22 protein-coding genes are annotated in these 26,599 nt (G+C 48.3%); 2 read left to right on the top strand and 20 right to left on the bottom strand.

Features of this window, described 5'->3' with window-relative positions; all coding sequences use genetic code 11:
* The first annotated feature begins 27 nt into the window (after positions 1-27).
* Entirely contained in the window at positions 28-2,196 is a 2,169-nt protein-coding gene (locus tag AC5YB1_RS08935) for a sulfatase-like hydrolase/transferase (RefSeq protein WP_494521552.1), read from the top strand.
* A 93-nt stretch (positions 2,197-2,289) separates the two neighbouring features.
* On the opposite strand, the gene gmhB is transcribed toward AC5YB1_RS08935, so the two are convergent.
* Positions 2,290-2,850: a D-glycero-beta-D-manno-heptose 1,7-bisphosphate 7-phosphatase gene (gene gmhB / locus AC5YB1_RS08930; RefSeq protein ID WP_494521551.1), complete on the bottom strand. Its 561-nt coding sequence runs from the start codon at positions 2,848-2,850 to the stop codon at positions 2,290-2,292.
* Between the two features lie 180 nt (positions 2,851-3,030).
* On the bottom strand, positions 3,031-3,615 hold the full coding sequence (locus tag AC5YB1_RS08925) for a uracil-DNA glycosylase family protein (protein WP_494521550.1): 585 nt from the start codon (positions 3,613-3,615) through the stop codon (positions 3,031-3,033).
* Between the two features lie 862 nt (positions 3,616-4,477).
* On the opposite strand from AC5YB1_RS08925, the gene AC5YB1_RS08920 reads away from it, so the two are divergent.
* Positions 4,478-5,542, top strand: coding sequence for a ketoacyl-ACP synthase III (locus tag AC5YB1_RS08920; protein WP_494521549.1), 1,065 nt, complete (start codon positions 4,478-4,480; stop codon positions 5,540-5,542).
* 153 nt (positions 5,543-5,695) lie between these two features.
* Here AC5YB1_RS08920 and AC5YB1_RS08915 read toward each other — a convergent pair whose 3' ends face one another.
* The 18 genes from AC5YB1_RS08915 to AC5YB1_RS08830 all read right to left on the bottom strand — a co-directional run bounded on the left by AC5YB1_RS08915 (position 5,696) and on the right by AC5YB1_RS08830 (position 26,554).
* Positions 5,696-6,355, bottom strand: coding sequence for an exonuclease domain-containing protein (locus tag AC5YB1_RS08915; RefSeq protein WP_494521548.1), 660 nt, complete (start codon positions 6,353-6,355; stop codon positions 5,696-5,698).
* Between the two features lie 16 nt (positions 6,356-6,371).
* Entirely contained in the window at positions 6,372-8,219 is a 1,848-nt protein-coding gene (locus AC5YB1_RS08910) for a DUF294 nucleotidyltransferase-like domain-containing protein (RefSeq protein WP_494521547.1), read from the bottom strand.
* A gap of 359 nt (positions 8,220-8,578) precedes the next feature.
* The gene (locus tag AC5YB1_RS08905; protein WP_494521546.1) at positions 8,579-10,297 is read right to left on the bottom strand and encodes a sodium:solute symporter family protein; all 1,719 of its coding nucleotides are present in this window, start codon (positions 10,295-10,297) and stop codon (positions 8,579-8,581) included.
* 12 nt (positions 10,298-10,309) lie between these two features.
* The gene (locus AC5YB1_RS08900) at positions 10,310-10,576 is read right to left on the bottom strand and encodes a DUF4212 domain-containing protein (protein WP_110456929.1); all 267 of its coding nucleotides are present in this window, start codon (positions 10,574-10,576) and stop codon (positions 10,310-10,312) included.
* Positions 10,577-11,045: 469 nt separating this feature from the next.
* Entirely contained in the window at positions 11,046-11,807 is a 762-nt protein-coding gene (locus AC5YB1_RS08895; RefSeq protein WP_494521545.1) for a DNA adenine methylase, read from the bottom strand.
* A 145-nt stretch (positions 11,808-11,952) separates the two neighbouring features.
* Complete coding sequence (locus AC5YB1_RS08890; RefSeq protein WP_494521544.1) at positions 11,953-12,174, bottom strand: hypothetical protein; 222 nt, start codon at positions 12,172-12,174, stop codon at positions 11,953-11,955.
* Entirely contained in the window at positions 12,171-14,096 is a 1,926-nt protein-coding gene (locus tag AC5YB1_RS08885) for a hypothetical protein (RefSeq protein ID WP_494521543.1), read from the bottom strand. Before AC5YB1_RS08885 ends, AC5YB1_RS08890 begins: the two co-directional genes overlap by 4 nt.
* Positions 14,093-14,392, bottom strand: a complete 300-nt coding sequence (locus AC5YB1_RS08880) for a hypothetical protein (RefSeq protein WP_494521542.1) — start codon at positions 14,390-14,392, stop codon at positions 14,093-14,095. Before AC5YB1_RS08880 ends, AC5YB1_RS08885 begins: the two co-directional genes overlap by 4 nt.
* On the bottom strand, positions 14,385-15,332 hold the full coding sequence (locus tag AC5YB1_RS08875; protein WP_494521541.1) for a hypothetical protein: 948 nt from the start codon (positions 15,330-15,332) through the stop codon (positions 14,385-14,387). The genes AC5YB1_RS08880 and AC5YB1_RS08875 overlap by 8 nt, the downstream gene beginning before the upstream one ends.
* A 13-nt stretch (positions 15,333-15,345) precedes the next feature.
* Complete coding sequence (locus tag AC5YB1_RS08870; protein ID WP_494521540.1) at positions 15,346-17,847, bottom strand: hypothetical protein; 2,502 nt, start codon at positions 17,845-17,847, stop codon at positions 15,346-15,348.
* Between the two features lie 25 nt (positions 17,848-17,872).
* Entirely contained in the window at positions 17,873-18,238 is a 366-nt protein-coding gene (locus AC5YB1_RS08865; protein WP_494521539.1) for a hypothetical protein, read from the bottom strand.
* A complete protein-coding gene (locus AC5YB1_RS08860; RefSeq protein ID WP_494521538.1) occupies positions 18,235-22,158 on the bottom strand; it encodes a tape measure protein in 3,924 nt (1,307 codons plus the stop codon). Before AC5YB1_RS08860 ends, AC5YB1_RS08865 begins: the two co-directional genes overlap by 4 nt.
* 127 nt (positions 22,159-22,285) lie before the next feature.
* A complete protein-coding gene (locus tag AC5YB1_RS08855; protein ID WP_494521537.1) occupies positions 22,286-23,041 on the bottom strand; it encodes a phage tail tube protein in 756 nt (251 codons plus the stop codon).
* A 10-nt stretch (positions 23,042-23,051) separates the two neighbouring features.
* Positions 23,052-23,507 carry a phage tail terminator protein gene (locus AC5YB1_RS08850; protein ID WP_494521536.1) on the bottom strand — a complete coding sequence of 152 codons (456 nt, stop codon included), beginning with the start codon at positions 23,505-23,507 and terminating at the stop codon, positions 23,052-23,054.
* Positions 23,507-23,947, bottom strand: coding sequence for a gp436 family protein (locus AC5YB1_RS08845; RefSeq protein WP_494521535.1), 441 nt, complete (start codon positions 23,945-23,947; stop codon positions 23,507-23,509). Before AC5YB1_RS08845 ends, AC5YB1_RS08850 begins: the two co-directional genes overlap by 1 nt.
* 2 nt (positions 23,948-23,949) lie before the next feature.
* A complete protein-coding gene (locus tag AC5YB1_RS08840) occupies positions 23,950-24,408 on the bottom strand; it encodes an HI1506-related protein (protein ID WP_494521534.1) in 459 nt (152 codons plus the stop codon).
* A 68-nt stretch (positions 24,409-24,476) separates the two neighbouring features.
* Entirely contained in the window at positions 24,477-25,403 is a 927-nt protein-coding gene (locus AC5YB1_RS08835; protein WP_494521533.1) for a Mu-like prophage major head subunit gpT family protein, read from the bottom strand.
* Positions 25,403-26,554, bottom strand: a complete 1,152-nt coding sequence (locus tag AC5YB1_RS08830) for a phage protease (protein ID WP_494521532.1) — start codon at positions 26,552-26,554, stop codon at positions 25,403-25,405. The genes AC5YB1_RS08835 and AC5YB1_RS08830 overlap by 1 nt, the downstream gene beginning before the upstream one ends.
* Positions 26,555-26,599 lie beyond the last annotated feature (45 nt).

Below are 26,599 nucleotides of genomic sequence, written 5' to 3'. Positions count from 1 at the left end.
CTCATAGCAAGATATGATTGAGAGACTATGCCTAATACAATAAAACATAACATTACCCCAGCAAGCACTGTCACACTTGCGCGCACCTTTTTCAGAACGTTTGCCTTGCTGGTGTTGTTTATTGTTATTGCGATTAACTATAAACAGCTAATCCAGTATTACTCTGTCTTTTCAATTGCCAATGCTATGACTCATATCGAAGATGAGCACTTAGTGAGTAGTGGTTTGGTGTTAGACCTGATCTATTTTGCGCTAATGGTCTTGGTACTGCATATAGGTTGGGCTTTGGTGATCACCCTTTCCTGCCGCCCATGGTTTGCTACCTGCTCTAATGATAATGTCAAAACACAAATTTGGTTGGTGCTGTTACTAGTGCACTGCATTTTTGTGCTGTCAGCAAATGCCTATTTTTATCCGACATCGTTACTGGGTTTTTTTCGTGGCACGCCGCTGGCAAGCGGTATAGCAGTAGCGACCTTAGCGCTATTACTGTTAGCGAATCTTGTTTATGCTTTGATGGACACCATCGCTAGTAAGAAAAGAGGACTCAGCATTCTATTCACCATTAGCCTATTGGTGTTTAGCTTGGTGCCTGTTTATCTTTTTAGCAGCAACACAAGCACACCGACGCTCCCCAAGAGTCACGATCAGCCTAATATTTTTATTATCGGAATTGATGGTTTACGCCCAGATCACCTTGCTTATCGCGGCGCCGATAGATCGCTTGCGCCAACACTGAATCAGTTATTGTCGCAATCATTGATTTATAATCAAACCTATACGCCACAAGGTCGTACTTATGTAGCGTGGATGGGGATTTTATCAGGCTTATACCCCATTAATAACGGCGCTAGGTTTAACCTTGCACCGCCAGAATTCGTCGAAAAACCGTTTCCCATATTAAAGCAGCTTTCTGCCAGTGGCTATCAGACCACCTATGCCATCGATGAGCGCCGCTTCAATCAAATCGATGCTAGTTATGGCTTCGATCGCGTTGTTGGCCCCAAAGTAGGGGCTGCCGATGCAGTTATCTCGAATGTAGCTGATCTCCCCTTGGTTAACTTAATGATTAATGCTCCGCTATCGCGCAAGTTATTTCCCTATCTCTATATCAATCGCGCCTATGGGAAAACTTACGATCCTTTGCTGTTTAATCATGAGGTTCTTCAGAGTTTGTCGGTCGATAAACCTAATTTTTTAGCGGTACATTTTTGTCAATTACATTGGCCTTTCACCTCAAAGGATTTTATCGAGCTGGATAAATCACGTTGGGATGGTAATTACAATCACTATATGTACAGCGAAATGATTAAAAAAGTTGATGTACAGATTGCCGACTTTATCGGCAAATTGCGCCAAGGCGGCCTACTAGACAACGCTGTGGTCTACCTGTTATCGGATCACGGTGAAGGCTTTTTATTGAGTCAAGATAAGCTCGTTGCCGCTGATAGTTTGGTACAAACAGACCCTGCTATTGTTCCAACAGCACTCAATGTCGCCGCATGGGGACATGGCACAAACATTCTATCTCAGGAACAATCGCAGGTGGTGCTCGCTTCATTAAGGTATCGAGATGGTAAACCGATAAACCCTGCTGGCAAAGTAGAGGGTTTATTTTCATTGATTGACCTAGCACCAACAATAATGTCAGAACTCACCCATACCGCCTCTAGAGCATCGATAGATGAAGACATGATATTCGATGGCGAAGAACTGCCACAGGAGCTGAGCTTTAGTAATAACAGACATATATTTGTCGAATCGTCACTGCCAGTGCGTTCAATTAATACCAGCTTTATCGATAATAAAAAGGTGATGTCAGAAACCGCATCCCATTACGAGATAAGGGATGATGGACGAGCGGTAATGAAACCTGAGTCCTATTACAATAATATCCAATTAAAGCAACGCTCAGTGTATGCCGAGCACTGGCAACTGGTTATGCTGCCTAAAGATGAACGGCTTATCTTAGTGGATACGGCAAACAAGCGCTGGCATAACCTCAGCGATTATTCGGGGAATGCGCCTTGGGAAACGATGCTCGATTCATTATGCTTGCACTATCAAGCAGATTTTATTGGTACACCACGCAGCGCATGCAGCCCTTCATTTAAGCTACAGCTAAGCAAAAACAGGGCTGTCAACACTGATCACGCACAGTATGTCAAGGGACAAGATGTTCCATTATCGCGCTAACCACCACATAATCTTTAGGCGGCAGTCAACGCTATTGTTCACGATTAAGCTAAATAATGCGTGGCAGAGTTCACTTTGGAATGAGCGTCTCCGTTAACCCGCTGCCAAAGTACGTAGGTACTTAGGCACATCGGCGATTGAATCGAGAACCACGGTCGCAGCGGCAATGGCCTCATCAGTCACCTCTTTACCGGTACGAACTAGGATACGTGTTGGGACACCGGCTGCTTCAGCTGCTAACATATCATCACGCTTGTCGCCAACCATGACCGATGTTGACAGGTCGATCGCTAAAAACTGCGCCGCACTATTGAGCATTCCCGGCTTGGGTTTACGGCAGTCACAATCGATTTTGTATTCACCAATGCCTTTATCACTATGATGCGGACAGTAATAGATGCCATCTAACTCAACGCCTTTATCGGCAAAGTTCCAATCCATCCATTCGGTTAAACGGTGAAATTGCTCTTCGCTATAGCGTCCACGGGCGATGCCTGACTGATTGGTGACTACAGCCAGTTTATAGCCCATCTGCTTTAATTCGGCACACGCCTCGAATACACCGTCAATATATTCAAAATCATCCACTTGATGTACATAACCATGGTCAATATTGATGACACCATCTCTATCTAGGAACACAGCAGGATTCACAGGAAATACCCCAAATCAGAACAACACAATTTAATGGACACTATTATCACACCACAATCACTAAAATGCACCGCTCTATCTCTATAATGAATACAAAATGAATAAAATTATCTTATTGACTAGGGTTTTAAACTCATGTTCCACAGTGAAAGTTATCTTGTTGGTAAACCTGAGTTCAAATTAGTCAGCAATAATTTCAGCAACCCGCTGTTTTAGCGAAGGTAAGACTTCAATTTCAAACCATGGATTGGCCTTTAACCAGCGGTTATTGAGCGGGCTAGGATGAGGCAACGGCAATACTTCATCTTGATCGGTACAGCTATTTCTGACTCGCTGAGTCAAGGTTAAGGCAACACTGCCTTTAGGCGTTGGGCAATGGTAGGCTTGGGCATATTGACCAATCACTAGGGTCAGCTTAACCTCTGTCAGCTGACTTAATAGTTTATGTCGCCACATTACGGCGCATTCTGGCCTAGGCGGCAGATCGCCACTTTTGCCTTTGCCAGGATAACAAAACGCCATAGGTAAAATGGCAAACAACTGCTGATCATAAAACTGCTCACGACTAACACCCAGCCACTTACGTAAGCGCTCACCACTGGCATCATGAAAAGGCACACCGGTCTCATTTGCCGCCCTGCCGGGCGCTTGTCCTGCGATCAAAATTTTAGCCTGCGCCGCCGCCTGAATGATCGGCCGAGCATCCAACGGTAAATACGCTCGGCACAACTGGCACTGCGCTACCTCATTGACTAACCGACTCAACGTCGAGCCTTGATCTGCTAAAAGCTGCCGCTTTGAATTGATGATAATGATGTCGCTGGAAATGATGTACCTGCCTTATTTTGCTATTGATCCACGGGTTTGCCGTGAGCTTATCTAAACCATAACGATAAATTCAAACACTACCGTTAACCTAATGCGCCATTATAGGCCAATCATACACACATCACCTCGGCTTACACTGGCTTACACTGGCTTACACTGGCTTACAAGCGTCATTTTATGTAAAGCGAAACCACAGTTTCCCTTTATTTATAGCGTTATAAACGGTAATCTTATCCGGCTCAGCGACTATCATGCATATACATTACGACAAGTATGAGCCGAGCTGGCCTTATGTGTTCACAAAGTATACAAACTAAGTGTAGTGAGAACCTTAAGAGAGAACATGCAGTCAGGAGATATCGCAGTAAGCGGAATCTGTCTGTAAAACTGCGTTGGATCAAGCAAGCAATATACACCGTATCTCTGGCGGCAGGAGTGAACTCAATAGCCAGTTTCATACCTGTTTCTATCAAGCCGATAATCGCCCGGACGCTTGATTTTATTATGATGTAAACACCAATCTCGACCGCAATATTCATTTACAGTTGTTATTGACAGGCACTAGCACTAAAGCAGCCCCATAGCATCCTACTCGTGCAGTGCCGCTAGAGATGTAGAAAAATCCGTTTCTGTACTTTTAGGGAACACATATTAGATGCAGCAGATACATTTAAGCATTTGCTTGCACAACAAGTCGACTAGATCACGGTTGATTTATCAACTTATTGCTAGGCTTATTTAGATTAGTTCGATAAGGCAGAGCTGTGCTTCTGCCTTTATTATTTTGAGAGAATATAAGATGCAGTACGCCACCATTACAGGTTGGGGAAAATGTGTTCCCCCCGCCACGCTTACAAACCATGATCTTGCGACTTTTATCGATACGTCAGATGAATGGATTAAGCCTCGCACTGGCATAAGCCAACGACACATTAGCCATGTCAACACATCGGAATTGGCATCGGTTGCCGCCCAGCGTGCATTGGCTGCAGCCGGGCTTGAAGGCAGTAATATCGATTTAATTATCTTAGCAACCGCGAGTCCAGATACCTTAATTCCTAATATTGCATCAACGGTACAAGCCAATATTGGCGCAAGCTGTGGCGCTTTTGATATCAACGCCGCCTGCAGTGGTTTTCTCTATGGACTTGGTCTGGCCAGCTCACAAATTAAGAGTGGTCAATCTAAGCGAGTACTGGTGATTGGCGCCGAACGTCTCTCTTATTATCTTGATTGGTCACGCCGTGATACCGCGGTATTGTTTGGCGATGGCGCTGGCGCCGTGGTGGTGGAAGCGAGCGACCAAGCCGGTGGTATTTTAGGCTATGAGCTGAATAACGATCCTGCAGCGCGCGACATCCTTAAAACTAGTTTTGGCACCGCCATGGATCGCTTTAGCGCATCGTCATTGGACTTCTATATCGAATTCAATGGCCAAGAAATTTTTAAGCGTGCCATCGCTGGCATGGGCAAACTCAGTACCCAAGTGCTTGAAAAATGTGGCGTAGATAAAGATGATATCGACTGGGTCATTCCGCACCAAGCCAATGAGCGCATTATTGACACCCTAATCAGCCGCATGAAGATCCCTAAAGAAAAAGCCGTGGTCAACATTGCCAATTACGGTAACACCTCTGCGGCAACCATTCCGATTGCTATCTGCGACGCACTGGAAAAAGGGATGATTAAACCGAATCAAACCATTTTATCTTGTGCCTTTGGCGCTGGCCTAACCTCGGCAGCCGTGTTGTTTAAATGGGGCGATCGTATCACCCCAATTAACCCATCTGATGCTGAACTGCCGCCTTGTGATAAAACCGGCATCGAACTGGTCGCCAAAGCCGTTAAGCATTTCTGTGGTTAATCGCCATACAATCTAGGGCGCACACGCCTTGATAAAGATAAAACGTCGGCATTGACCGACGTTTTTTATTAAAGCGCTTTTATAACCCACGCCCAATACTGACCGCATTTAGCAAAATGTAATTACAGCGCTCATCGGTAACCAAGAATGCCGCTAAAACAGCTCACTCACTTTAAGCCTGTGACCGCCCATGGCCGCAACCTGAGCTAATAATAATTCACCACAGGCAATCGCATCGATTAACGCATTGTGGGCCGCATAAACGGGTAACCCATAACGGGCTCGACTAGCGCCCAAGCGCAAGGCCCCCTTTTGTAATACCTCATGCTGACGCAGCAAGCGCTTTTTTTCCAGCGCCAAGGTATCAACTGCCATCAGCTTAATGTGTTCATCAAAAGCTTGAGCAAGCCCGACCTGTAAGAAGGCTAAATCCAAGGGCGAGTGATGCGCCACTAATACCTTGCCTTGAGTCGCATCTAAAAACCACTGCATCGCCGTTTTTATCGGCACGGCTTGCTGCAAATGCATATCTAATATGCCGTGAATGGTAGCGCTTTGACCGACACTGCCCTCAATTTGCACCAGTTTATGTTGTGCCTGTTGCAGTAAAATCCGCCCCTGCTGAATCGGGACGACACCAATACTCAAGATTTGATCGCAAGCAGGGTTCAGCCCAGTCATTTCCAAATCGATGGCCACTAGACTCACTTGATCGATAGTTTTGCCTAAATTATCCAATAATACCTGCTGATAGGCCTTAAACTGTGGATGCTTGGTTGTTGCCGTGCGCCAACATAAACGACTTTTAAGCATGGACTGATGCAGCACCTTAAAAACTCCGCATAAACTTAAGCTTCAAACCTGCCTGCGCGTCATGCACCACTTTAAAGGCATCACGCAGTTGATGGCGCACCAGTGATGACAAGTTTTGGGGCATCAAATAGTTGCTAAGCTGCTGATTATGGGTAAATTGATAACCCTGGTTTGATAAGCGAATATGTGCGATAAACTCATGAGCATCGGCAAGGTTAAGCGCATCTTTACGATTAATAATGTTTTGCTCCATCAATAAGCGGATGCGCTTGGCAGTATTAACCTCTTTAATCCCCGCTGAGAGCGCATAAACACGGGCAATATCGTTAATTAAGACGCTGCCTTTATGCTTTAAATCGATTCCTTTAACCTCTTGACCATCACGCTCTAAGACAAATTTTTTAAAAAAACCCAGCGGCGGAGAGACTTGTAGCGAGTTACCCGCCATCCCAGCTAAAAAAATGTCATTGTCTTTAGTCGATGCCAGCACCTGCGATTGCAGACTGTCAAATAAACTCTGTGGCCCATAAACACAGCGCATATCAAAAAAGATGCTGGCATGCATTAACGCCTTAGGCTCTGGGCTATCGACCCAATGATGAAACTTATTTTGCCACTGCTTTAAACTCATTTGCCATTGAGGGTTTTGCGCCATGATGTCACCAGGGCAATAGATATAACCACAGCTATCTAGGCCGGCACATACCGCTTTGGTGAGTGCATCAAAATAGCCCTTGGCCTGTTCATCCATATCATGGGCTAACAATAAACCGTTATCTTGATCTGAACACGCCACCTGATCTTGCCGCCCCTGAGAGCCAAAGGCCAACCAGCAAAAAGGCATAGGCGCTTGGCCCAAGATCTGCTGATTAAGTAAGATCAGTCGCCGAGTAAGGGCATCGGTTACCGACGTGAGTACGCGACCAATCTCTTCGGCTCTGGCATCGGCGCTGATGAGGTTTTGCAACAACAGCGGGATCTGTTTACTGACAGCGATGAGACTATCCAAACTGTTTTGTCGCTCAATTTCACCAATCAACAATAAAGGCTGCGAGCTTTGTCCGCGTAAAATATCTGTGCTACTGACCACGCCCACGGGTAACTCGTTATCCACTATCGGTAAATGATGAATATTATGCTGACTCATCAGTAACATCGCCTCAAACACTAAGGCACTTGAGGATAAGGTTATGGGATGGCTGGTCATGGCTTGATGCACAGGCAATTGGCCATCATGCCCCAGCGCTAAAACCCGATTACGTAAATCTCTGTCGGTTAAAATACCGGCCAGTTTATGATTGTCGATAACTAACAAGGACGACACCCGCGAATCGCGCATTAAGCAGGCCGCTTGGGTCACGCTGGCGTTGATATCGAGTGTCAGTGGCTGTTTAGACATCAAACTACTCACCCGACTGGTGGAGCCTAATTCTTTAGCCTTGAAACGGCTTTGGTGACGTAAACGTTTAGCAAAGGCGCGATTAAAAAAGCGATCAAATTCACGGCTTTCACTGCGTAGTTGATTAAAAGTATCGGGGTCGAGATGATAGACTAGACCATCTTCAAGAATTTGAATTTTATTGCTTATTTTCTCGCCAGAGAGTAAAGAGGGAAAACCAAAAAAGTCGCCATCACCTAACCTATCAATTAAGTCACCGTCATCACCGTGCACCTCAAATGCGCCACTGCGGACGATATACAACTGCGGATGGCTTTCATCTAACGGCACATAGGTTGAGGCTTTACTGTAGTAGCCTATGGTCAACGTACGACAACAGCGCGCTAAAGTGCTGGCAGACAAAGTGTCAAATGGCGGAAGCTGGCGCAAAAAATCGGTGATGGGTTGTAACTCACTGGCATCCATAATCGACCTCATCAAGTAATGTGAAGATCGATTGATCCTCTAACGCGTTATCATAATAAAATGAAGCAGTGAGCGAATGATAGATGTAAGGCACACCGGCTTATTATCATGACTGGATGGATATAAATACAGTATGTGCTTGACTCGCTCAACATAAAACCACCGCTAAATATCACTATAACCTTGAGTCATCACATCTTGCTATACGACTTATGGCCAGCCAAATCGATACATTTATCCATGTTTATTCCCAATGACACCGTAGCTAATCGATTAATGCCTCCACACATCATGCTACGCAACCAGAGTCATAAAAAAGGAGCGCTCAGCGCTCCTTCTTAACTTAAGATCATGATTGATTAATGATCATGCGCCTCGCCAGACCCTTTAGGGAAGCGAATCGACTCAACCATATCCACCACATCTTGGGGTACGGCTGTCGTCACTCTGCTGACAATAAAGGCCACGGTAAAGTTTACTATCATACCAAGCATACCAATCCCTTCTGGCGAAATACCCAATAACCAATGCTCAGGATTATTATCTGCAGGATTGATAAACTTAAAGTTAATAATATACGCAGCACTAAACAGCAAACCGGTTACCATACCTGCGACCGCACCTTCTTTGTTCATGGTGCGAGAGAAGATCCCCATGATGATCGCAGGGAACAAGGATGATGCTGCTAAACCAAAGGCTATCGCGACCACCGCAGCCACGAAACCGGGTGGATTAATACCAAAGTAGCCAGCCATAACGATGCCTAAACCAGCCGCTACACGGGCATACATAAGTTCTTTTTTATCAGAGATATCAGGCATCAAGTTTTTCTTCAGTAGATCATGTGAAACCGACGTTGAAATCACCAATAGCAAACCAGCTGTTGTCGACAGCGCTGCAGCCATGCCTCCCGCAGCCACCAATGCAATAACCCAAGCAGGCAAATTAGCAATTTCAGGCGTTGCGAGTACCATGATATCGCGGTCAATCGTCATTTCATTGGCCTCACCATTGGCATAATAAAGCTTTCCATCGGCATTTTTATCATCCCAACTAATCAAACCGGTTTTTTCCCAATTTTTAATCCAGTCAGGCGCAGTTTCATAAGCAACACCGCTAGCATCTGGACCATTAATGGTCTCAATCATATTTACACGAGAGAACGCTGACAAAGCAGGCACCGTGGTATACATAATGGCGATGAACACCAATGCCCAACCAGCCGACACTCGAGCATCTTTCACCTTTGGTACCGTGAAGAAGCGAACAATCACGTGTGGTAAACCTGCCGTCCCAAACATCAAGGCTCCAGTGATAAAGAACACATCAATCATGCTCTTAGAGCCCTCTGTATACTGGGAGAAACCCAGTTCCGCCGAGAGGCCATCGAGTTTCTCAAGCAAAAAGACCCCAGTCCCATTGCCCGCGGCATCAATAAGTTCGGCCCCAAAGCCAATTTGCGGCAAAATATGTCCCGTCATCATGATAGAGATAAAGATAGCTGGCACCATAAAAGCGAAAATCAATACGCAATACTGTGCAACCTGGGTGTAAGTGATCCCCTTCATGCCACCGAGCACGGCATAAAAGAACACCACGCCCATACCGATATACACTCCAGTTTCAATCTCAACCTCGAGGAAACGTGAGAACACTACTCCTACACCACGCATTTGTCCTGCGATATAAGTAAAACAGATAAAGATGGCACAGATAACCGCCACCGTGCGCGCTGTCTGAGAATAATAACGGTCGCCAATAAAGTCAGGTACGGTAAACTTACCAAACTTACGCAGATAAGGTGCCATACATAGCGCCAGTAATACGTAGCCACCGGTCCAGCCCATCAGGTAGACAGAGCCGTCATAACCAACAAAAGAGACGATACCAGCAAGCGAAATAAATGACGCTGCAGACATCCAGTCAGCCGCTGTTGCCATACCGTTCATAATAGGATGGACACCACCGCCAGCGACATAAAATTCTTTAGTCGAACCAGCACGAGACCAAATCGCAATACCAATGTAAAGCGCGAAGGTTGCGCCAACAATCAGATAAGTTAATGTTTGTATATCCATATTCGTTACTCCTTAATCTTCATGAACACCGTATTTTTTATCTAGCGTGTTGGCTTTCGCCACGTAGACAAAAATAAGCGCAACGAATACATAGATAGCCCCTTGCTGAGCAAACCAGAAGCCCAACTTAAAGCCCATAAAATGGATTTCATTAAGTACATCGACCAGTAAAATGCCACAGCCAAATGAAACAGCAGCCCATATTGCCAGCAGTCCAAGTACCAAGCGTAAATTCTCACGCCAGTATCCTTCTGCCTTTTCGTTATTTTCAAAAGCCATTACGACTCCCCTGTGCTAATTATGATTAAATCAAAATTTAATCTAGCAAGCATCTGCGCAACAACAATCACGACCTTAGTCTAACGCCAGCGTAAACCTTTTAGCGGGCTCTAAATTAACAATTTAAAAACAATTAGATACAGGTTTACGTAAGCGTAATGCAAGCAAAATATGAAACGGCAACATTAGACTAATGTCGAACAGAAATGTGACTAATTCGTTAATTACTAGCGCGCCGGGTGACTTGAGAAATGGTTACACTTGTATGGTGTAGCGCGCCGCATGGTTTGGCAAACAGGTTCGATTGGTTTGGCAATTGATGATTAGTGGAATAGTCGGTTGGTTTGGCAAAAGTCGGTTCGATTACTTTGGCAAATAGAACTATAAGCAACCTCCGTAAACTACTTTTAAACTTTATAGCTGCCCCAAATGAGAAAGGATGAAGGCCCTCAATGGGCCTTCTCTATAGCTACCAATTGCAAATTAAAAGTTCTTTCCGATCCCTCCCCTTGTGATTGCCTCCAACCGTGTAATTGATATCCAGCGTCCTCATCGATAGTCCATCGAAGGCTTCTCTCATCTCTGGCACATCATTGACGCTAATCATCATCTTACCGTCGATGGTTTTAGCCAACTCAGCCATGCGCTGATATTGGGACAGGTCAAAGTCCACCCCGTATCCAGCTGTGCTCCAATAAGGTGGATCCAGATAGAACAATGTCTCAGCTCGATCATAACGAGTTACGCAATCGGCCCAATCCAAATGTTCTATATAAGTACGAGCTAACCTTAGATGAGCAGCACTAAGATCTTCTTCGATCCTAAGCAAGTTCAATCCTGCTGGTCGAGAGGGAGAGCACCCGAAATGTTGACTGGATACCTTACCTCCAAATGCTAGCTTCTGCAGGTAATAGAAACGGCTAGCCCGTTGGATATCAGTCAATGTTGCTGGGTTTGTGTCCTTCTGCCAGAGAAACTCTTCCCGACTAATTAACGCCCATTTAAAGTGCCTTAAAAACTCCTCTAAATGATATTTGATCACTCGGTACAAATTGACCAGATCACCATTCATATCATTGACCACTTCCACCTTGGCTTCACCCTTCGCAAAGAATAGCGCCGCACCTCCACAAAAGGGTTCTACATAGGTTTGATGCTCTGGAAACATTGGTAAAATATGCTTAATTAATCGACGCTTACCCCCCATCCAAGGGATAACTGGTTTGGGCATGTGAGCCTCCTCTTTTGAATTTAATTATGGTAGGCTCATCTCCGCCGTGTCGACGCGGTGAGAGGGCCATAGGTTGGCTCACAGGGTGCATTCCTGTGTGTTGACGGCCCATTGGTGTTGGTAGCACCTTTGGGTCGCTCTCTTTTTAAATCTCAATCTCTGAAAACGGTAAATCCGCTGCTTGGCCTTGTACTTGGCCATCGATGATGTAGACCTTACCGCTTGCGACGGTATCACCCAACACCACCTGATAGCTGCCATCGGCATGCTGTACTGTTGTGGTGCCATTGGTTACTGAAATGACGGTGGCCACCGCGCGTTGCTGCTTAGGGTTCAAGCTGCCGAATCGTTGATAGATGTTGCTCATGCCGCCACCTCATTGCGCAATAGCGTCACTGTTTGGTTAACTGTCACCACACCTGTTGACTCGCTGACGCTAGCATTAATCGTAAAGCCATCACATACCGACTTAAACACCTCTGTGCCCTTACGAACGCCCACCAACATACCAGGTCGCATCGGGGGCAAATCCGCCATCACTTTAGTTCTGATGCTGTTGTGTACCTTATTACCAGCATTGGCTAGCTCAGCAGTGCCCCGCATTCTCGCGGCTTTATTATCGGTGATCAGCTTGTCGACGATATCTGCTGCGAAGTTGTCACCCGCTGTGCCTGTGCGCTTAACTTTTACCGCTACACCTTGCTGCTCACCGCGTACAAACACTGCGTTGGCATCGGGTCTAATTTCTCGTTTCTCGCTAAACTCTAAGATCACTGCATCATGTAAAATCACATCAGGTACCGCATTATCAACATCCCACGGCACGGTTGGCCATTGGGGCAATACAGTGATAGTTTTAGTCTCATTATCAATATCCAGCATGGCACCAATGGCGCTAGCCATCATATTCAGCACCTCTGCGGGGGTCTTGCCTGCATAGCTAAAGGCATTGGCAGGCACATTGTAATCGGTTATCTCACTGACTAATGTCCAGCCCATATTTTCGATAATGTCACCCATCAACCCCATGAAGCTGCGGGCTTCGGTATTGACGTAATTAATCGCTTTAACATACGGCGCAGACAGCTCTGCAAAGCGGCCTCGGCCAGAGGCGCTATAACTCGATTTCCCAAAGGCTTTGCTCTCACTTGGCACTTCACACAATAGATAAAAATCGTAACCATTGATGGTAATTTTAAGCAGCTCATTGGCTGCGCGCTCAGCATCGATACGCGACGAAAACACCACATTGCCGCTGCTGGTCCACTGCGAACGCGACTGAGAAATCGATACTGACTTGAGCACCACAGCCAAGCCATCACTTATACGCACACAACTGACTTGAGGCTGCATTAAATAACTCCTTCTGATTTGGGGTTCAATCGGTATATTAAAGTCGAAAGGGGGTAACACTGGGTTGGCATCGATGGCGCCGCCGCCGTTGTCCCAATAGCAATATTTTTCTGATGCGGTAAAGCGCAGTGATAAGGGGCTGGCTGAGTTGGCCCACGGCTCGCTAAAGCGCATTTTGATTAGCCCAGGTTCAGGTGGGCGGTAATCAGTTGAGCAGATCCAGCGCGGGGCGTGGTAGCCCCAATTAACAAATGTGCTTTGCTCGCATACGATGCCGCGATAACGCATGACCAGTAGCGTTTTTACGGCGTGGCCGTCTGTCCAGTGCTCATGGGTTTCGTGCTGCACTGCTGGCACATCGAGCCAGCGCAGTACGCTATCGCGATTAATGGGCTCACCCATTTGCCACAACAGATCAACTGATGCTTGGTGGCTCAGCGGCAACGACCAGTTAATCGACACTTCATTGCGGGTTGCCGCTTTAAGCGCCCACGGCGCAGCATAGGCCACACCCACAGACGGCTTTGACGACCAGCGCGACACCACATTAATCGTAGTATTGGCCAGCACCTGCCAATGTGCATCAACCTCGGCGCCAATGGCAGTGGCCGACTCACGCAGCACCACTTGGGTGGCAACCTGCTTTGGTCTGCGCCACACCACAGCGCACTCGATGCCGATGGTGGTATCGACCACCACTGGCGGCTCGCCGTCATCAACAAACCGCAATTTGAGTGGTGATTGGGCGTTAGGCCATGGCTTTTCAAAACGTAGCGTAACACCATTGAAGGGTGGTTTATCAAACGCGAGTGAGATGGGTGAAACTGCATTGGGCCATGGCGCATCAAAGCGCAATCGAATGCCATCAAACGGAAATGCTAACGATATTGGTGACTCAGCATTAAGCCATGGCACATCAAATTTGATGGTTATCATGCTTTTATGTCTGTGGTTGTCCCATCTATCAACTGTGCCGTCAATCCGTCGGCAAATACAGCGTTAAACTCACCATTGTCATCTAAAATACCAACTAGCAAACTGTTATTAACTGAGTGGTGAAACGGCACAATAGCTTTGAACGGGTTAGTTTGTAATTTACTGTTGTAATAACATTCCATCGTTTGGCGATTTACAATAACTACACGTTCGGCGGCCGAGTCTACATCAACCTCCACCAATGCTTGGTTAATTGTGTATCGTGATACTTTAGGTTTGATTACATAATTAGGCATACCACTCACCACTGCATTGGATCCACAAAAAAGGCGTGAAATAGTTGCGCATCACATAATAATCGACACCATTTATCGTTTTAAACAGAGGAAACGAATCGAATCTATAGCCAGTGAATCCTGGTAAGTTTAATCCTGGGACGATGGCTCTAGTGAGTGGTTGTTTTACGGATTCGCTTTGTGAGTAACCACCAAGATTAGTCATTACTACAGGTTGAAAGACTAGCGGGATACCTAATATTTCAGCATCCCCCCCGTCATACGTTGAGCTAGTGAATGAGTTAAACTGATTGCTAATATGCTGGTTTAGATTGATCCCACCATCAGTGTCATACAACCATGCTCGTAGGTTGTTTGAGCCACCAATGATTGTCGAATATGATGTATTAATGCTATCACCATCGCTAGTATCACCACTAACAATTGTGAAACAGCCTGCGTCATTTGGTGTAAATGAGTCTAAATCGCCGATGAAATACTGAGATTGATAACCTGCATAGGTTGAGTTTAAGTCTGCGTCAGCGCGTGGGGATTCTTGTATTATCCACAAACCGCGACTAGTGCCTATAATAGTCCAACCCGCAACATATAATGTCGAAGATGACAGGTTCATACGTCGAGAACCTAGCGGCTTTACGAACGATTCAATATCGGACATTTCCAGCGCACATTTTAAATCAACGTCGACGCTATTATTGTCACTGCCGTCGATTGACGCTATTCGAAAGTAGCCACCTGATCCGTCAACCTGTGAGTTTCTAAATGCTGCCTTGAATGCTCCGACATCTTCATATTCTAGTGTCCACCCCAGCGGAATTTTACTACCGTAACCGTCAACTAAACATGCTTTTAGAATCGTAATCCAGTCCGACGGTTTGGTTGGGTGTATTACTGGTGCTCCGGCATCGGTTGAGCGATAAATTGTAACTGGTAATCCCATTTTTAATCCCCTGTTATGATTCGTTACCGCGAAACGCCAATGTGGCGCGATCTTCGGTGATTTGACTGTGGCCGCTTTGCACTGTGCGCAGCAGCATAGCGGGTTTTGAACTGGCGTAAGTGGCAAAGCGCACCGCCTCGCCTGCGCCCCAACCGCCGCCGAACGCGCCTTGGCGGATAATAAAATAGGGCGCAAGGGTTAGCGGATTAATCGGCGCGAAATCGTTTAGGGTGTCGCCGGTGGCGATTTGGCCGAGGCGTTTGCCGACGCAGCGAAACGCCGTTGGGCTGGTAAAAATCAATACCCAATCTTCGTTAATCGCGGTGTTGTTGACCACCTCAATCGGGAAATCGACCACGTTAAGTGATGCTGTCGCTGGGGCGCCGTCTTGGGCCCAATTGTCATCCCACGAACTCATGTCGCGCACGCTACCGACTCGCGCTTGCAGGTTGCCGAGTTTTTGGATACTCGCGACAGTTGAGCCTATCGGGTAGGTTTGGCTTAGCGGCGCGGCCAACACGAGCGAGTCTTGCTTAACATCAATCACCCTGGCCAGTTCTCCTATGGTGTCGGTTAAGATAAACGGCGCGGTAAAGCCGGTGAAATCGCTATTAATTGTCACCACACCTGCGGCCTTATCGACGCTGTAATGGGCGTTATCTATGGTCCACAGGCTGGCGCCATTTTTATCGGTAATATAAACATCTCGGGCATTAGCGCGCACGTTATAGGTTTGTGCTGGCGCTGGGTTACTGACCAGCTGCGTTTGGCTATGCTGCACGTTAACGCTATTCCACGGGTTAAACGCCTTAACTACGCCGCCGTTTTTTATCCGCAGTGGGTTAAGGCCATACAGCTCTGGCGGCGGCGATAGCGTCACGGTTTCGGTGAGATCATAGGTTAACGTGGATAACCACACCGGCGCTGAAAATGTCAGAGAGACAATGTTGTTAACCACAGTGCCATTGATACCGCTGCCCGTGATGGTGCCGTTGGCATCTGAGCTACCACTGAGTAACACATCATTTGTGGTGGCCACTTGAATATAGAGGGTGTCGAGTATTGGGGCGTCTGAATCGAGTGGAAAATCGACACTGGTGTCGCCAGGGGTGACCACTTCACCTGGCGCTGTTTTTTGCAATAGTGCGCCAATTGAGAGAGTAAAATCACCGCGAAAGTCGGGCTGCTTAGTTACCACGCCGGTTACCGCATTAATGGTTCCGATGCGGTTGTTGTTGGTTTCTAGAAGCGGAATCGCGGTTACATCGGTCGGGACAGGAAAATCTTGGGCTCTTATCTCGCTGGTACCGTAAGCGCCGTCTGTAAATGTGATGACACCAAAGGTCTTACCGTTGACCAGAATGCGATCGGCTGGGAACGCCGCAGGGGTTTGCCATACGTCCCACTTTTGCACGCTGAGATAACTGAGGCCCACGCTTTGGTTGCCGCTGGGCGCAGTGCCGTTGAAAATAACCGTGACTGTGGTACCGACAATATTGACGGTCGCGTTTTGAGCATAGCCACCGGTATATTTGACATTTTGAATGCCGTTCTCATCGAGCCAGCCATTTTTTAATAGATCGGGCACTTCAAATATATAGCTGGTTTGACCATCAACGGCGGGTAAAAATATGTTTTTATACACCATATTTGATAGTGCTGCGCTGCCAGTACTGCCGGTGTTATCTTCAACACCGGGCAGTGTATTGCCGCCGCTGACCGCCGTGGTGCGCACTTTTGGCAGTAATTCAATCACGGTTTTTTCGACACTTAATTCGGTTGAGTCTGATGCGGCGGTTAACTCGCTGACACCGTGGAATTTAATGCCGTCGTTATTGCTGGTATAACGCAACTTAGTGCAGCCAGATTCACCGTTGATTATCACGTCATAGTTGGGGGTGTCAAAAGGGATCTCAGGTTTAAATCGCACCGAGCCCCCTTTGCCGCCGGACACGGTTTCTTGCACTTCACAAAAGTGCTCAAACCGAGGCCAGTTGGCGTCCTCGTTGCCCTCATACTCCACCGAGATAACAATGGTTTGTCCTTGCTGCAGTCTCAGGGTTTCATAGTATTCTTTGCCATTAAATTGGTAGATAGACTGCAAATAAGAGCGCGGAAAGCTGTCTTGCCCTGCTAGCAGGCCGATCAACCGATTACGGATCAACTGGCCTGCTCGTACTGAGGATTCGAGAATTTCGACCATATCTGTCATGCGATCGGCATCATCTAGCACATCTGACTCGGCTATCAGCATGCTGACTAAATCATCAGCGGGTTTTTGACTGATAAAAATATGGCCATCGAGAAAAATTTCAGTGCCTTGCGTGTCGAGCGATGGATAGCACTTAACAATCTCAACAGCTGATTCAGAGTGGTCTACATCAGAAATGGCGCGAAACAGCTCGTTAAGTGCGCCAGATTCAACGCGGTTTTTAGTGCGCTGACCGCCCGCATCAGGGCTGTCACCGAGCAGTTCGGGTTTAAAAATGGCTAAATCGTTGCGGGTAATAGTCATAGACGTTCTCGTTAAAAATGGCGCGTTAAACGGTGATTAATTTCAAGGTGATGGCATCAATTTGCTCAGGATCACCATCGCTGTAATTGATGGCGGGCACGCCGCTAATCGGCTGGTCGCCGTAGTCCCACATCACGCTTAATACAGTGCCATTAATATCTAGGCTAAAAGCGGTTGCACCTGCTGCATTGGCGTGAGTCTCAAGTGTGTTAAATAGGCTCAAAGGCTCACCGTCGCTGTATAGCACTACGGAGCGCCCTGCTTGCTTACTGGCCACTTCAACATGCTGCGAGCCATCGAGGGCAAATTCGGCATTGCTGACAAAAGCCGAATAGCCAAAGCGGTTAAGCCAAATAAATTGCGGCAGATTTATGGTGTCTAAGGTGATCATGAGGTGGCCTTAATCTGTTCTAACTCGCTAAAGAGCAACTGCTTAAACTCGTCAAGCACGTCGGCTTTTACCACTTGGCCAGATGGCATCACTAGCTCTAGGCGCACCGTATCGATGCGGCCAGAGCTCACAGTGGTGATGGTGTTGCGCGTGCTAACAGTCTGCGTTGGTGAACGACTCGTGCTGGTATCACGACTTGACAGAGATGGCTGGGCTTGCTCTTGCTGGCGGCGCTCGGATGCCTCGGCATCAATCTGTTTTAGCTTGGTTTGATAGATCTCTTTACTCAGGCGCAGCGCCTGCGTGGCACTGTCAATCGAGGTTTTATCCTGGGCGGTTTTTGCGGCATCAAGCTGGGCTTGCAGCTCGGCTTGTTGCTGCTCATAGCGGCGTTTTTCAATCGCAGTTTGGTTGTTGTTGAGCTGGTCTAGCTCATCTTTGAGGCTATTAACTGTGCCATTAATATCATCACGCAGATCTAAGATACGGTTGCGGGTGGCATCAATAGCCGCTTGCAGTGGTTTGAGTTCTTCATCACCTAGCTCACGAATTTGCCGCGTGGCATAACGGCTGATCTCATTGACCCGCTCAAGAGTAATGCTTGAGCTTTCAAGTTCGCTTGTCCAATTTCGTATCGCTAAGCTTTCGCTGATAATACGCTTTTCACGAATAAAGGCTTGGTTGCTCATCTCAGCAAGCACGCGCCAAAAACCACCATTCACCTGCATATTACGCATGATCGATGTGGTCAGTTGGTCTTGGCGCTCTTTAAGTTTTTCGGTCGAGTCAGCAGAAAAGTCGAACTGTTTATTGAGGTGTTGATACGCGCCAGCAAACATATTCACATATTCAGTCGCGCGGCCTGTGGCTTTCTCTAACGCTGCGAGTTCTTCTTTTTGCTCGGCGAGGGTTTTGGTGGTCTTGCCAGCTTGCTCACCTAAATCTTGCTCACCATCTTCAAGCCCACCCATAAGCCGTTGCAGAATACGCAGTACTTCGATGATGCGCTCTTTCTGCTTAAGGTATTCCTCAGCGGTGAGCGCGCCATTTTTATAGGCATCATCGAGGCGTAACAGCTCTTTTGATACTGCTTCATACTTGGCTTTTATTTGAATGTAATTAGCTGACTCTAACGCTTGCACCTCGGTGAGCTGCTTAGTTTGCTCGCTCAATTGGCCTTGCAGCTGTGCCAATTCTTTTTGGGCTTTAGCCTTATCTTTACTCGATGCCGTCGAGCTGTTCATCACATCACGACATTGCTTAAGCCGATTCTCTGTTTGCTCTAGCTCTTTTGATAACTTGACTTGCTCTGGCGATAAGCTTTTGACGCTATCACGATAGCCATATTGTTTAGCCACTAAGTTATCTAAGGTTTGCGATAACCCCAAGTTTGCCGCTTCAGCTTTTAGGGTTTCAGGTACCGTTTTGCCTGTTGCCTCGGCGGCTTCAAGTGCAGCCTTAGCCCAAGCATTAAAGGCATCCTTTTGTTGCTCAATAGGCTCGCGGCTGTTTTTGATTAGATTAAAAGCCGCCTCAGCTTTATCGCTGGTTTGTTGTAATGCCTCACTACTGGTGAGGCCAAGCTCTTTATAGGCTTGCTGCAGTGCACCTGCGCCTTGTGCCGTGGCATCAAGATAGGCTTGTTGTTGTTCAAATTTACCGCGCAGCTCTGTTAGCAATTTAACGTGGGCGGCATACTCACTACCCGCCGCCTGCAGTGGCGCAATAGCGGCATCGATTTGGCGGATAAAGCCCCCCATACCGCCTTTGATACCATCAAGGGTTTTGGTCTGTTCGCTTAAGGTAAGCGTGAGTTTAAGCGCTTCATCGACTGTTAATTTAATCGGTTCAACCACTTCAACCGCCGCTTGCTTAACCTGCTCCATCGCCTTAGCGGCATTAATCCATTTACCTGTGGCATCGTCATAGATCAACTTGCCATCATCGACGGCCTGATTGAACTCGGCCATGTTGCTAAAGGCCACGCCAGTTTGCTCACTTAAGTCTCTAAGTGAGTACTCTAGCTGTTTAGCACTGCTAGCTGCTTCACGCTGTGAACGCGCTAAGGCTTCCTCGGCAATCAACAGGTCTCGATAGACGCGGGCTAGCTCGACTAACTCGCTGATTAATGCCAGGTATAATCCTGCACGTGCAGCCGCGACCAAGGCCGCTTTAAGTTTTCCTGCGGCGAGTGCGGCGGATTCAGCTGCCGCAGAGGTGCCCGCGATAGCGCCAGTATAAAGACGCATCGCGCCAATGGCGGCGTTGGCTCCGGTGATCACATCACTAAAATAACTGCCGACTTTCAGCGCCAGCCAAGCCTTAGCGACAAAACCAATCTCATCTCTAAAGTGATACAAGATAGCAGCGCCATCTTGCACTGCTGAGCCAATAGTCACTATGGTGTCGCTAACTTGCTGCGCCCATTGCTTTAAACGGCCATCGGCGGCCATGGCGGCAAACTCAACATTAAGATCGCTGATTTGCCCCTTGAGCCAATCCAGCGCACCAGACTGTGCTATGTCGTTATAAAATGAGGTGAGGTTATCTTTTAGGTTAGACACTTGGCCACTGAGCAAAGCCATCTGCGCGGCGGCGCTGCCTTCACTGGCTCGGCCCATCTCATCAATCAGCGCCTGCATCACATCGCGACCAAGCTTGCCTTGCTCACTGAGTTTTTGTAGCTCTTGGCTGTTCTTACCTGTGACTTTAGCCAGCATGTCCCACACGGGCACGCCGCGCTCGATGAGCTGTAAGATCTCTTCGCCTTGTAGCTTCTGTTTAGCCCAGGCTTGTCCAAGGGCTAAGGTGATGCCCTCGACCTCTTGAAAACCGCCGCCTAGTTTAAATGCCTGGTCGACAATCGCCTTCATGGTGCCGTTCATGGGATCAAGGCCAAAGGCTTTGGCCTTCACAAACGCTTGGTTAACTTCATTGAGCTGCAGCGGTACATCGCGAGCAAAGGTTTTTACCCACTCGGTTGCCTGTTGGCCAGACTCAAAACTGCCCATCACTGCATTCATCTGCACGCCTAGGCGCTCAAACTGATCGCCTGTGGCAAACACATCTTTAATCGCCTGGGCTACGCGGTCGAGTCCCACATACGCCCCAGCCAGTGCGGTAACTTGGCCAACCACACCGCGCAGCGATGCCGCGTTATCTCGGGCTTTGGTGTCACCTAGCTCTAGCTGCCCGGCAAACTTGTCGACTTTACGGCCAGCGCCATCAAGCTCGGCGCCTAATTTACGTTGGGCGGTAGTGAGGTTGTTGTAGTCAATGCCCGATTTTGACAACGCATTTTGCAGCTTGGTATGGCTAGCCGATTGCTTGGCTAGCTCAGCCTGCATCTGCTCAAGCTCTTTTTCGGCAGTGTCAATCGAGCGGGCAAGCTGCACGAAAGGTTGGTCGGTCTCACTGGCGCGTTGCTTAAGATCTTGCAAACCAAGCGCTGCTGCGGTGAGCGCTAGCTCTTGCTGTTCCAGCTCGTTGCGTGAACGCTTAAAGGTGTTGATCAGGTCTTGCTGGTTAGCCAGCTCATCGAGCTTATTGGCTAATGTATTAGCTTTTTGGCTGGTCGATTGGCTGCTGTCGCCAACCTCATTAAGCTCAGTGACTAAGGGCTTAAGGCCATTAGTGAGCTGCTCGGTTTGTTTGCTTGTGGTGCTGGCGCTTTGGGCTACCTGGTCCAGTTGTTGATCAAGCGGTGCAAGGCGCTGATTAAGTTCATCAACTTGGTTAGCACCGGTTTGGCTGGCATCACTGACACCATCGAGTTCATCGGCAAGGGCTTGGGTCTTAGGGTTAGCCACATCCGACTCTTGACCGATGCGCTTTAGCTCATCGACCAAGGCTTCAATGTGTTGCTTACCTGTGGCTTCTGCCACGATACGCAGAGCTAACTCTAAGGTTTTATCGGCCATTGCTGTTCTCGTTTATTTCTCTGGTTTAACGCTGATTTAAAGAGGGGTTAATGCGGCGCTAAAGGGCAAGATATTAATCACTGCCCTTTAGCCACATCCGTTGTTTAGCTAGGGTTATGTCGTTAAGTTAGCCCGCAGGGGCGTCTAGCTCGGCATATTCAAACGGATGATCTTTGCCTGCGACTAATTGAGCCTTACCCGCAAGCGTGGCACTCACAAACTCACTGGCAGCAAAATCAAGTGCAGCCGTGGGTGACAAGCTGGCATCGAAGATATCGAGCTTAATCGGCTGACCTGTCTCTAAGTTGGTGCCTTCACCAAAGATGCGCGCACGCACCTGGGCGTTAATACCGCCTTTGACTAGCGTGCCGCTAATGGCATTGTGCTGACCTGTCACCAACACCTCACCACCGGCTTCGACCGCGCCGCCTTTAACCGCACGCACTAGCCCTAGGGCGTAGTTCACTTCGTAATCGGTGCCAAGCACTAATGTGGCGGCATCTTTTTTCACATCAAAACCCACTGCCGCAAAGTTGGACTGTGGCAGCTGTGCCCAGCGCAGCCCCGTAGGCAGGGTTAAGGCTTCATCGGTTAGGGTGCCGCTGCCTGAATTAATCACTTGGGTGTCACCCAGCAGCGCCATCGCGATAAGCTCAGCGGGTTGGTCATCGAACATCCATTCCACTTCGACAGGCTTGGCGATTTTCACCACGCTCAATGCCTGGCCATAGTTGGCTTTCTTTTTACTGCCACGCACTTTTTCATCGGCGTCGGTTTTCACCGCCAACTTAGTGGTGTTAATGGGACCGATGATCCCAGTCGATTGCCCTAGGGCATTTAAGCGGTCAACAAAGAAGTTGCCTGCAACGAGTAATCCACTCATAGATAGTTCCTCAATAAACTTTTAGGTTGGGGTTAAAACGACACTGCACAGTAAAGGCCAACGGGTAATAACCATGGCTCTTACTGAAACGGGGTTTTATAGGGCTGTTAGTACGCAAGAACGGGCCAAGTGTCTGGCCGTCCATCACCACGGTTTTGCCCGCGATGGCACTTAATGTGTGAGTGAGTAACTCACCCGCACTGCGCTCATGTATCGATAAACGGCAAGCCAGCACGACTAGCCAGGTCTGCTTTATCTGAGTTGTCGCGCCGCCTTGGGCGGTATCGGGTAATACATCCCCCATATAAAGCAGGTGGGCGGCAGGTGTGACCTGGCTGCGCTCATCCACTTCGCTAAGCTCGTTTGCCTGGTAGACCTTTTTTAAGGTCTTATTGGCTAACAATGGGGCCAGTAGTTCGGTCAATGCATCGCCCGCCACTAAGTAGTCATCTTTAATATCAAACATCAGATAAACCCCTTAGATGATTGGCGGCTAAATACACTGCCAGCGCTTTCAACCACGACAGTTAGCTCGCTTTGGTCTGCGCTTTCGCCCGTATCAGCCAGCCCCAAACTAATGTCGCCTTTACTGACCGAGGTTAAATACTTCACCACGGCTTGGTAGCGCTTCTCTACTTGTTCGGGCGCACGATCACCGTACAAAAAGTAACGGGCGATATCACAGCAGTTACGCTCAAGCACGGTTGGCACCGTCACCAAAGGCAAGGTGTAGCGGCCCACAATGTAGCCATCAATCTCGGCGCTGGCATCGATGAGCGCTTGGGTTAACACCTCAAGATTGATTTCGCCTGGCGTGCTGTCCTCGCGTTCGGTCAGCAAGATAAGATCTTGCTCGCCAAAGCGACTGAGCATGTTAGCTGAGCTGGCGTACATCACTTGGGCCATGGTTATTCACCACTCTCATTTGAGGGCACGATTGCCTCATTAGGATTAGGGACGGTGACTTGAACCGCTGAAATTGCCGCCACAAGTTCGGCTTTCTTCATCGGTTTAAAGTCGGCAATCTCCATCTGCTCGGCCATCTCTTTGAGTTCCTTTACGGTTAACTCATCAATGGCTTTGGGCGTGCCGTCAAGCCCCTTCACGCCAGCAAGGTAACCCGCAATATCGGCGCCTAATGTCTTATCACCGTCTGAAAGCTCCACACTCCCCGGCGCTGGTGCCACATCAACCACCGATACCCGCAAACGTTTGTCAGCTTTAAACGCCGCAATTTGTTGATCCGACAAATCGGCCAGCGGTAAGTGGTTGTCGCCTTTAGTAAGCGCCACGCCCGCACGGCGGTAGCCAGTGTGCGCCATACAGACCACAAGAAGGACTTGAATTGTTGATACCGTTTTAGCCATTTCATTGTTACTCCTAGTTCAGTTAGAGGTTGGGAGCATCCTTGCTCCCAGTGCCGTTTAACCAGTGCTTACAGCTGAGGGACGACCAACAGCTCGACTTTGCCTTTCAGTTCGTTCTCGACGGTGGCGCCGTCTTCGTTAACGAGTTCACGCGTCAGCAACTTAGTCGCGGTTTTCTCTAGGCTGGCTGGAACAACTAACAGGCTTGGACGGATCTTGAGTTTCTTGCCGCCATCACGGGTGAAGGCTTTCATCTTCTCGATGGCATCCCACAGGTTGTCGGTATTCAAGTCGCGCTTATTGGCAAAGGCCATCTGCCAAAAACCAAAGCCCGCTTCACAGCGCATATCAGCACCAAACTGAAACTCGTTTGCCGTCCACACCGCAGGATCGGTTGGGTTAAACAAGGTGTTTAAATCCAACTTACGGCGTTCCTGGAAGATAAGCGGCTTCAATGGGCGCGTGGTATCGAGCAGGAACCACGGCTCACCTGTGTAACCCGTGCCCGTTTCATCGACCATGTTGGCCACAGAAACATCAACACCTGTGCCGTCATGCTTAGGGTTAACAGGGTGGTCGGTATCAAAGAAGTTTTGGCCGTCATAGCACGCAGTGGTAAAGCCTGCGGCGAGCATTTCAAACACCAAGTCGTCGGGGAACTCTTGCCCCTCTTGCGCCAACATCTGCACCATAGGCTTGTAGGTACCCACTGTGTCATCTTCAACATCATCACGGCTAATGCCGATGGTGTTTTCGAAGGTGCGGTTAGTGATTGAGTAACCATGCTCTTTAATCGAGTTGATAACGCGATCGCCAATCCACTCACGAAACGACGGCATAGAACCCAGCCAGCCATAGGTGTTGCTCTTGGTGTTACTGGGCACCACGCTGGCGACCTTTAGGTACAAGGGTTCAACATTCGCGAGTGCGTTTTGAAACTCGCTGCGCACCATAGTGCGTAGCCCTTGCAGCACGGCGGAATTAATTGCAGCCATTAGTTTTGCTCCTTATCTGCGGCCTTTGCTTTGGCATAATCGTCATGTGACATACCCCAGGCATCGGCAAGTTGCTTCTCATCTGCCGACAAGGCGGCAAGGTTGTCTTTCTTTTCAGGCTTAGCCACCGTGGTGGTTTGGGTGGTGGTCAGCGCATTAATCGGCTTACGCCCATCAAGGTGCGCGGTTAACGCTGCCATGCCTTGCTGCTTGCCCAGTGCCAGCAAATAGTCTTGCTCGCAGGCCAATACCCGGCCTTCGTCGACCGCATCTTTCACCGCTTGGTCGATGGTAAGCTGACCGTTTTGAGCACTGAGCTGCGCCAGCTGGTCGCGCAATGCGTTCACCGTGGCAACAGGTACGTACTCGCTAAGGTTTACTTCATCATTTGCGTTAGCCGACAACGCAACAATGCGCTGATTTAAAACATCAACGCTGGCCGCTGCGGTGCTGAGTTCATCAAGTGCACTTAAGGCGGCAGTTTCTTGCTCAGCGGTTAATGCTTCTGCATCTGATGCCAGCTCGATACCTAGTCCTTCCAATAACTTTTTCAATAGTGGGTTCACATTGCGTTCCTCCGGTTTGTTTTTGCTTTGATTAGCATGGGTGCTGTTAGGTTGGGGCCAATTGGCGCTCAGCTGTGCTAACGGCAACATGCCGTCTACGCCAGGACGATTCGTTAGCGCGGCTGAGTGGATATATTGAGGGCGACCTGTAGTGGTGTCGTAGCCAAACACCAAGCTGAAATACTTGTATTCTTTGGCATTAAGGTAGGCGATGGCGTTATCGGTAAAGCGCGGCTTAATAAACAAGCCTTCGCCCTCACGATACTGCACATCATCGATACCGAACCAACCTGCAGCGGGGGCGGGTTGGCCGTTTTTTTCTTTGTTGAGGGTTTGGTGTTCGTAGTCGATAACCAGATCACCGGCTTTATGCGGGGTATTTGCTTGCAGCGCAGCAAAGGCGGTGGCATCCATAAGCCACTTGCCACTTTTTACATCGGCGGGTCGACCATCTACCGACGCAAACTGGCCATCAGGCAGCGCCTGAATATAACCGTCTTCGGCCACCACAAAGGGGGTTTCAGTGTTAGCGTTTAGCTGGCTGCTTAGGGCGGCGAAACCAAAAGCGGTCGATGTTGCTGACATAAAAAAGGCACTCTCAATAACATTGGAGTGCCCATTTTTGCTTAG

It is taken from the genome of Shewanella sp. 433 (assembly GCF_059338565.1).
This window is presented reverse-complemented; position numbering and strand designations above follow the sequence as displayed.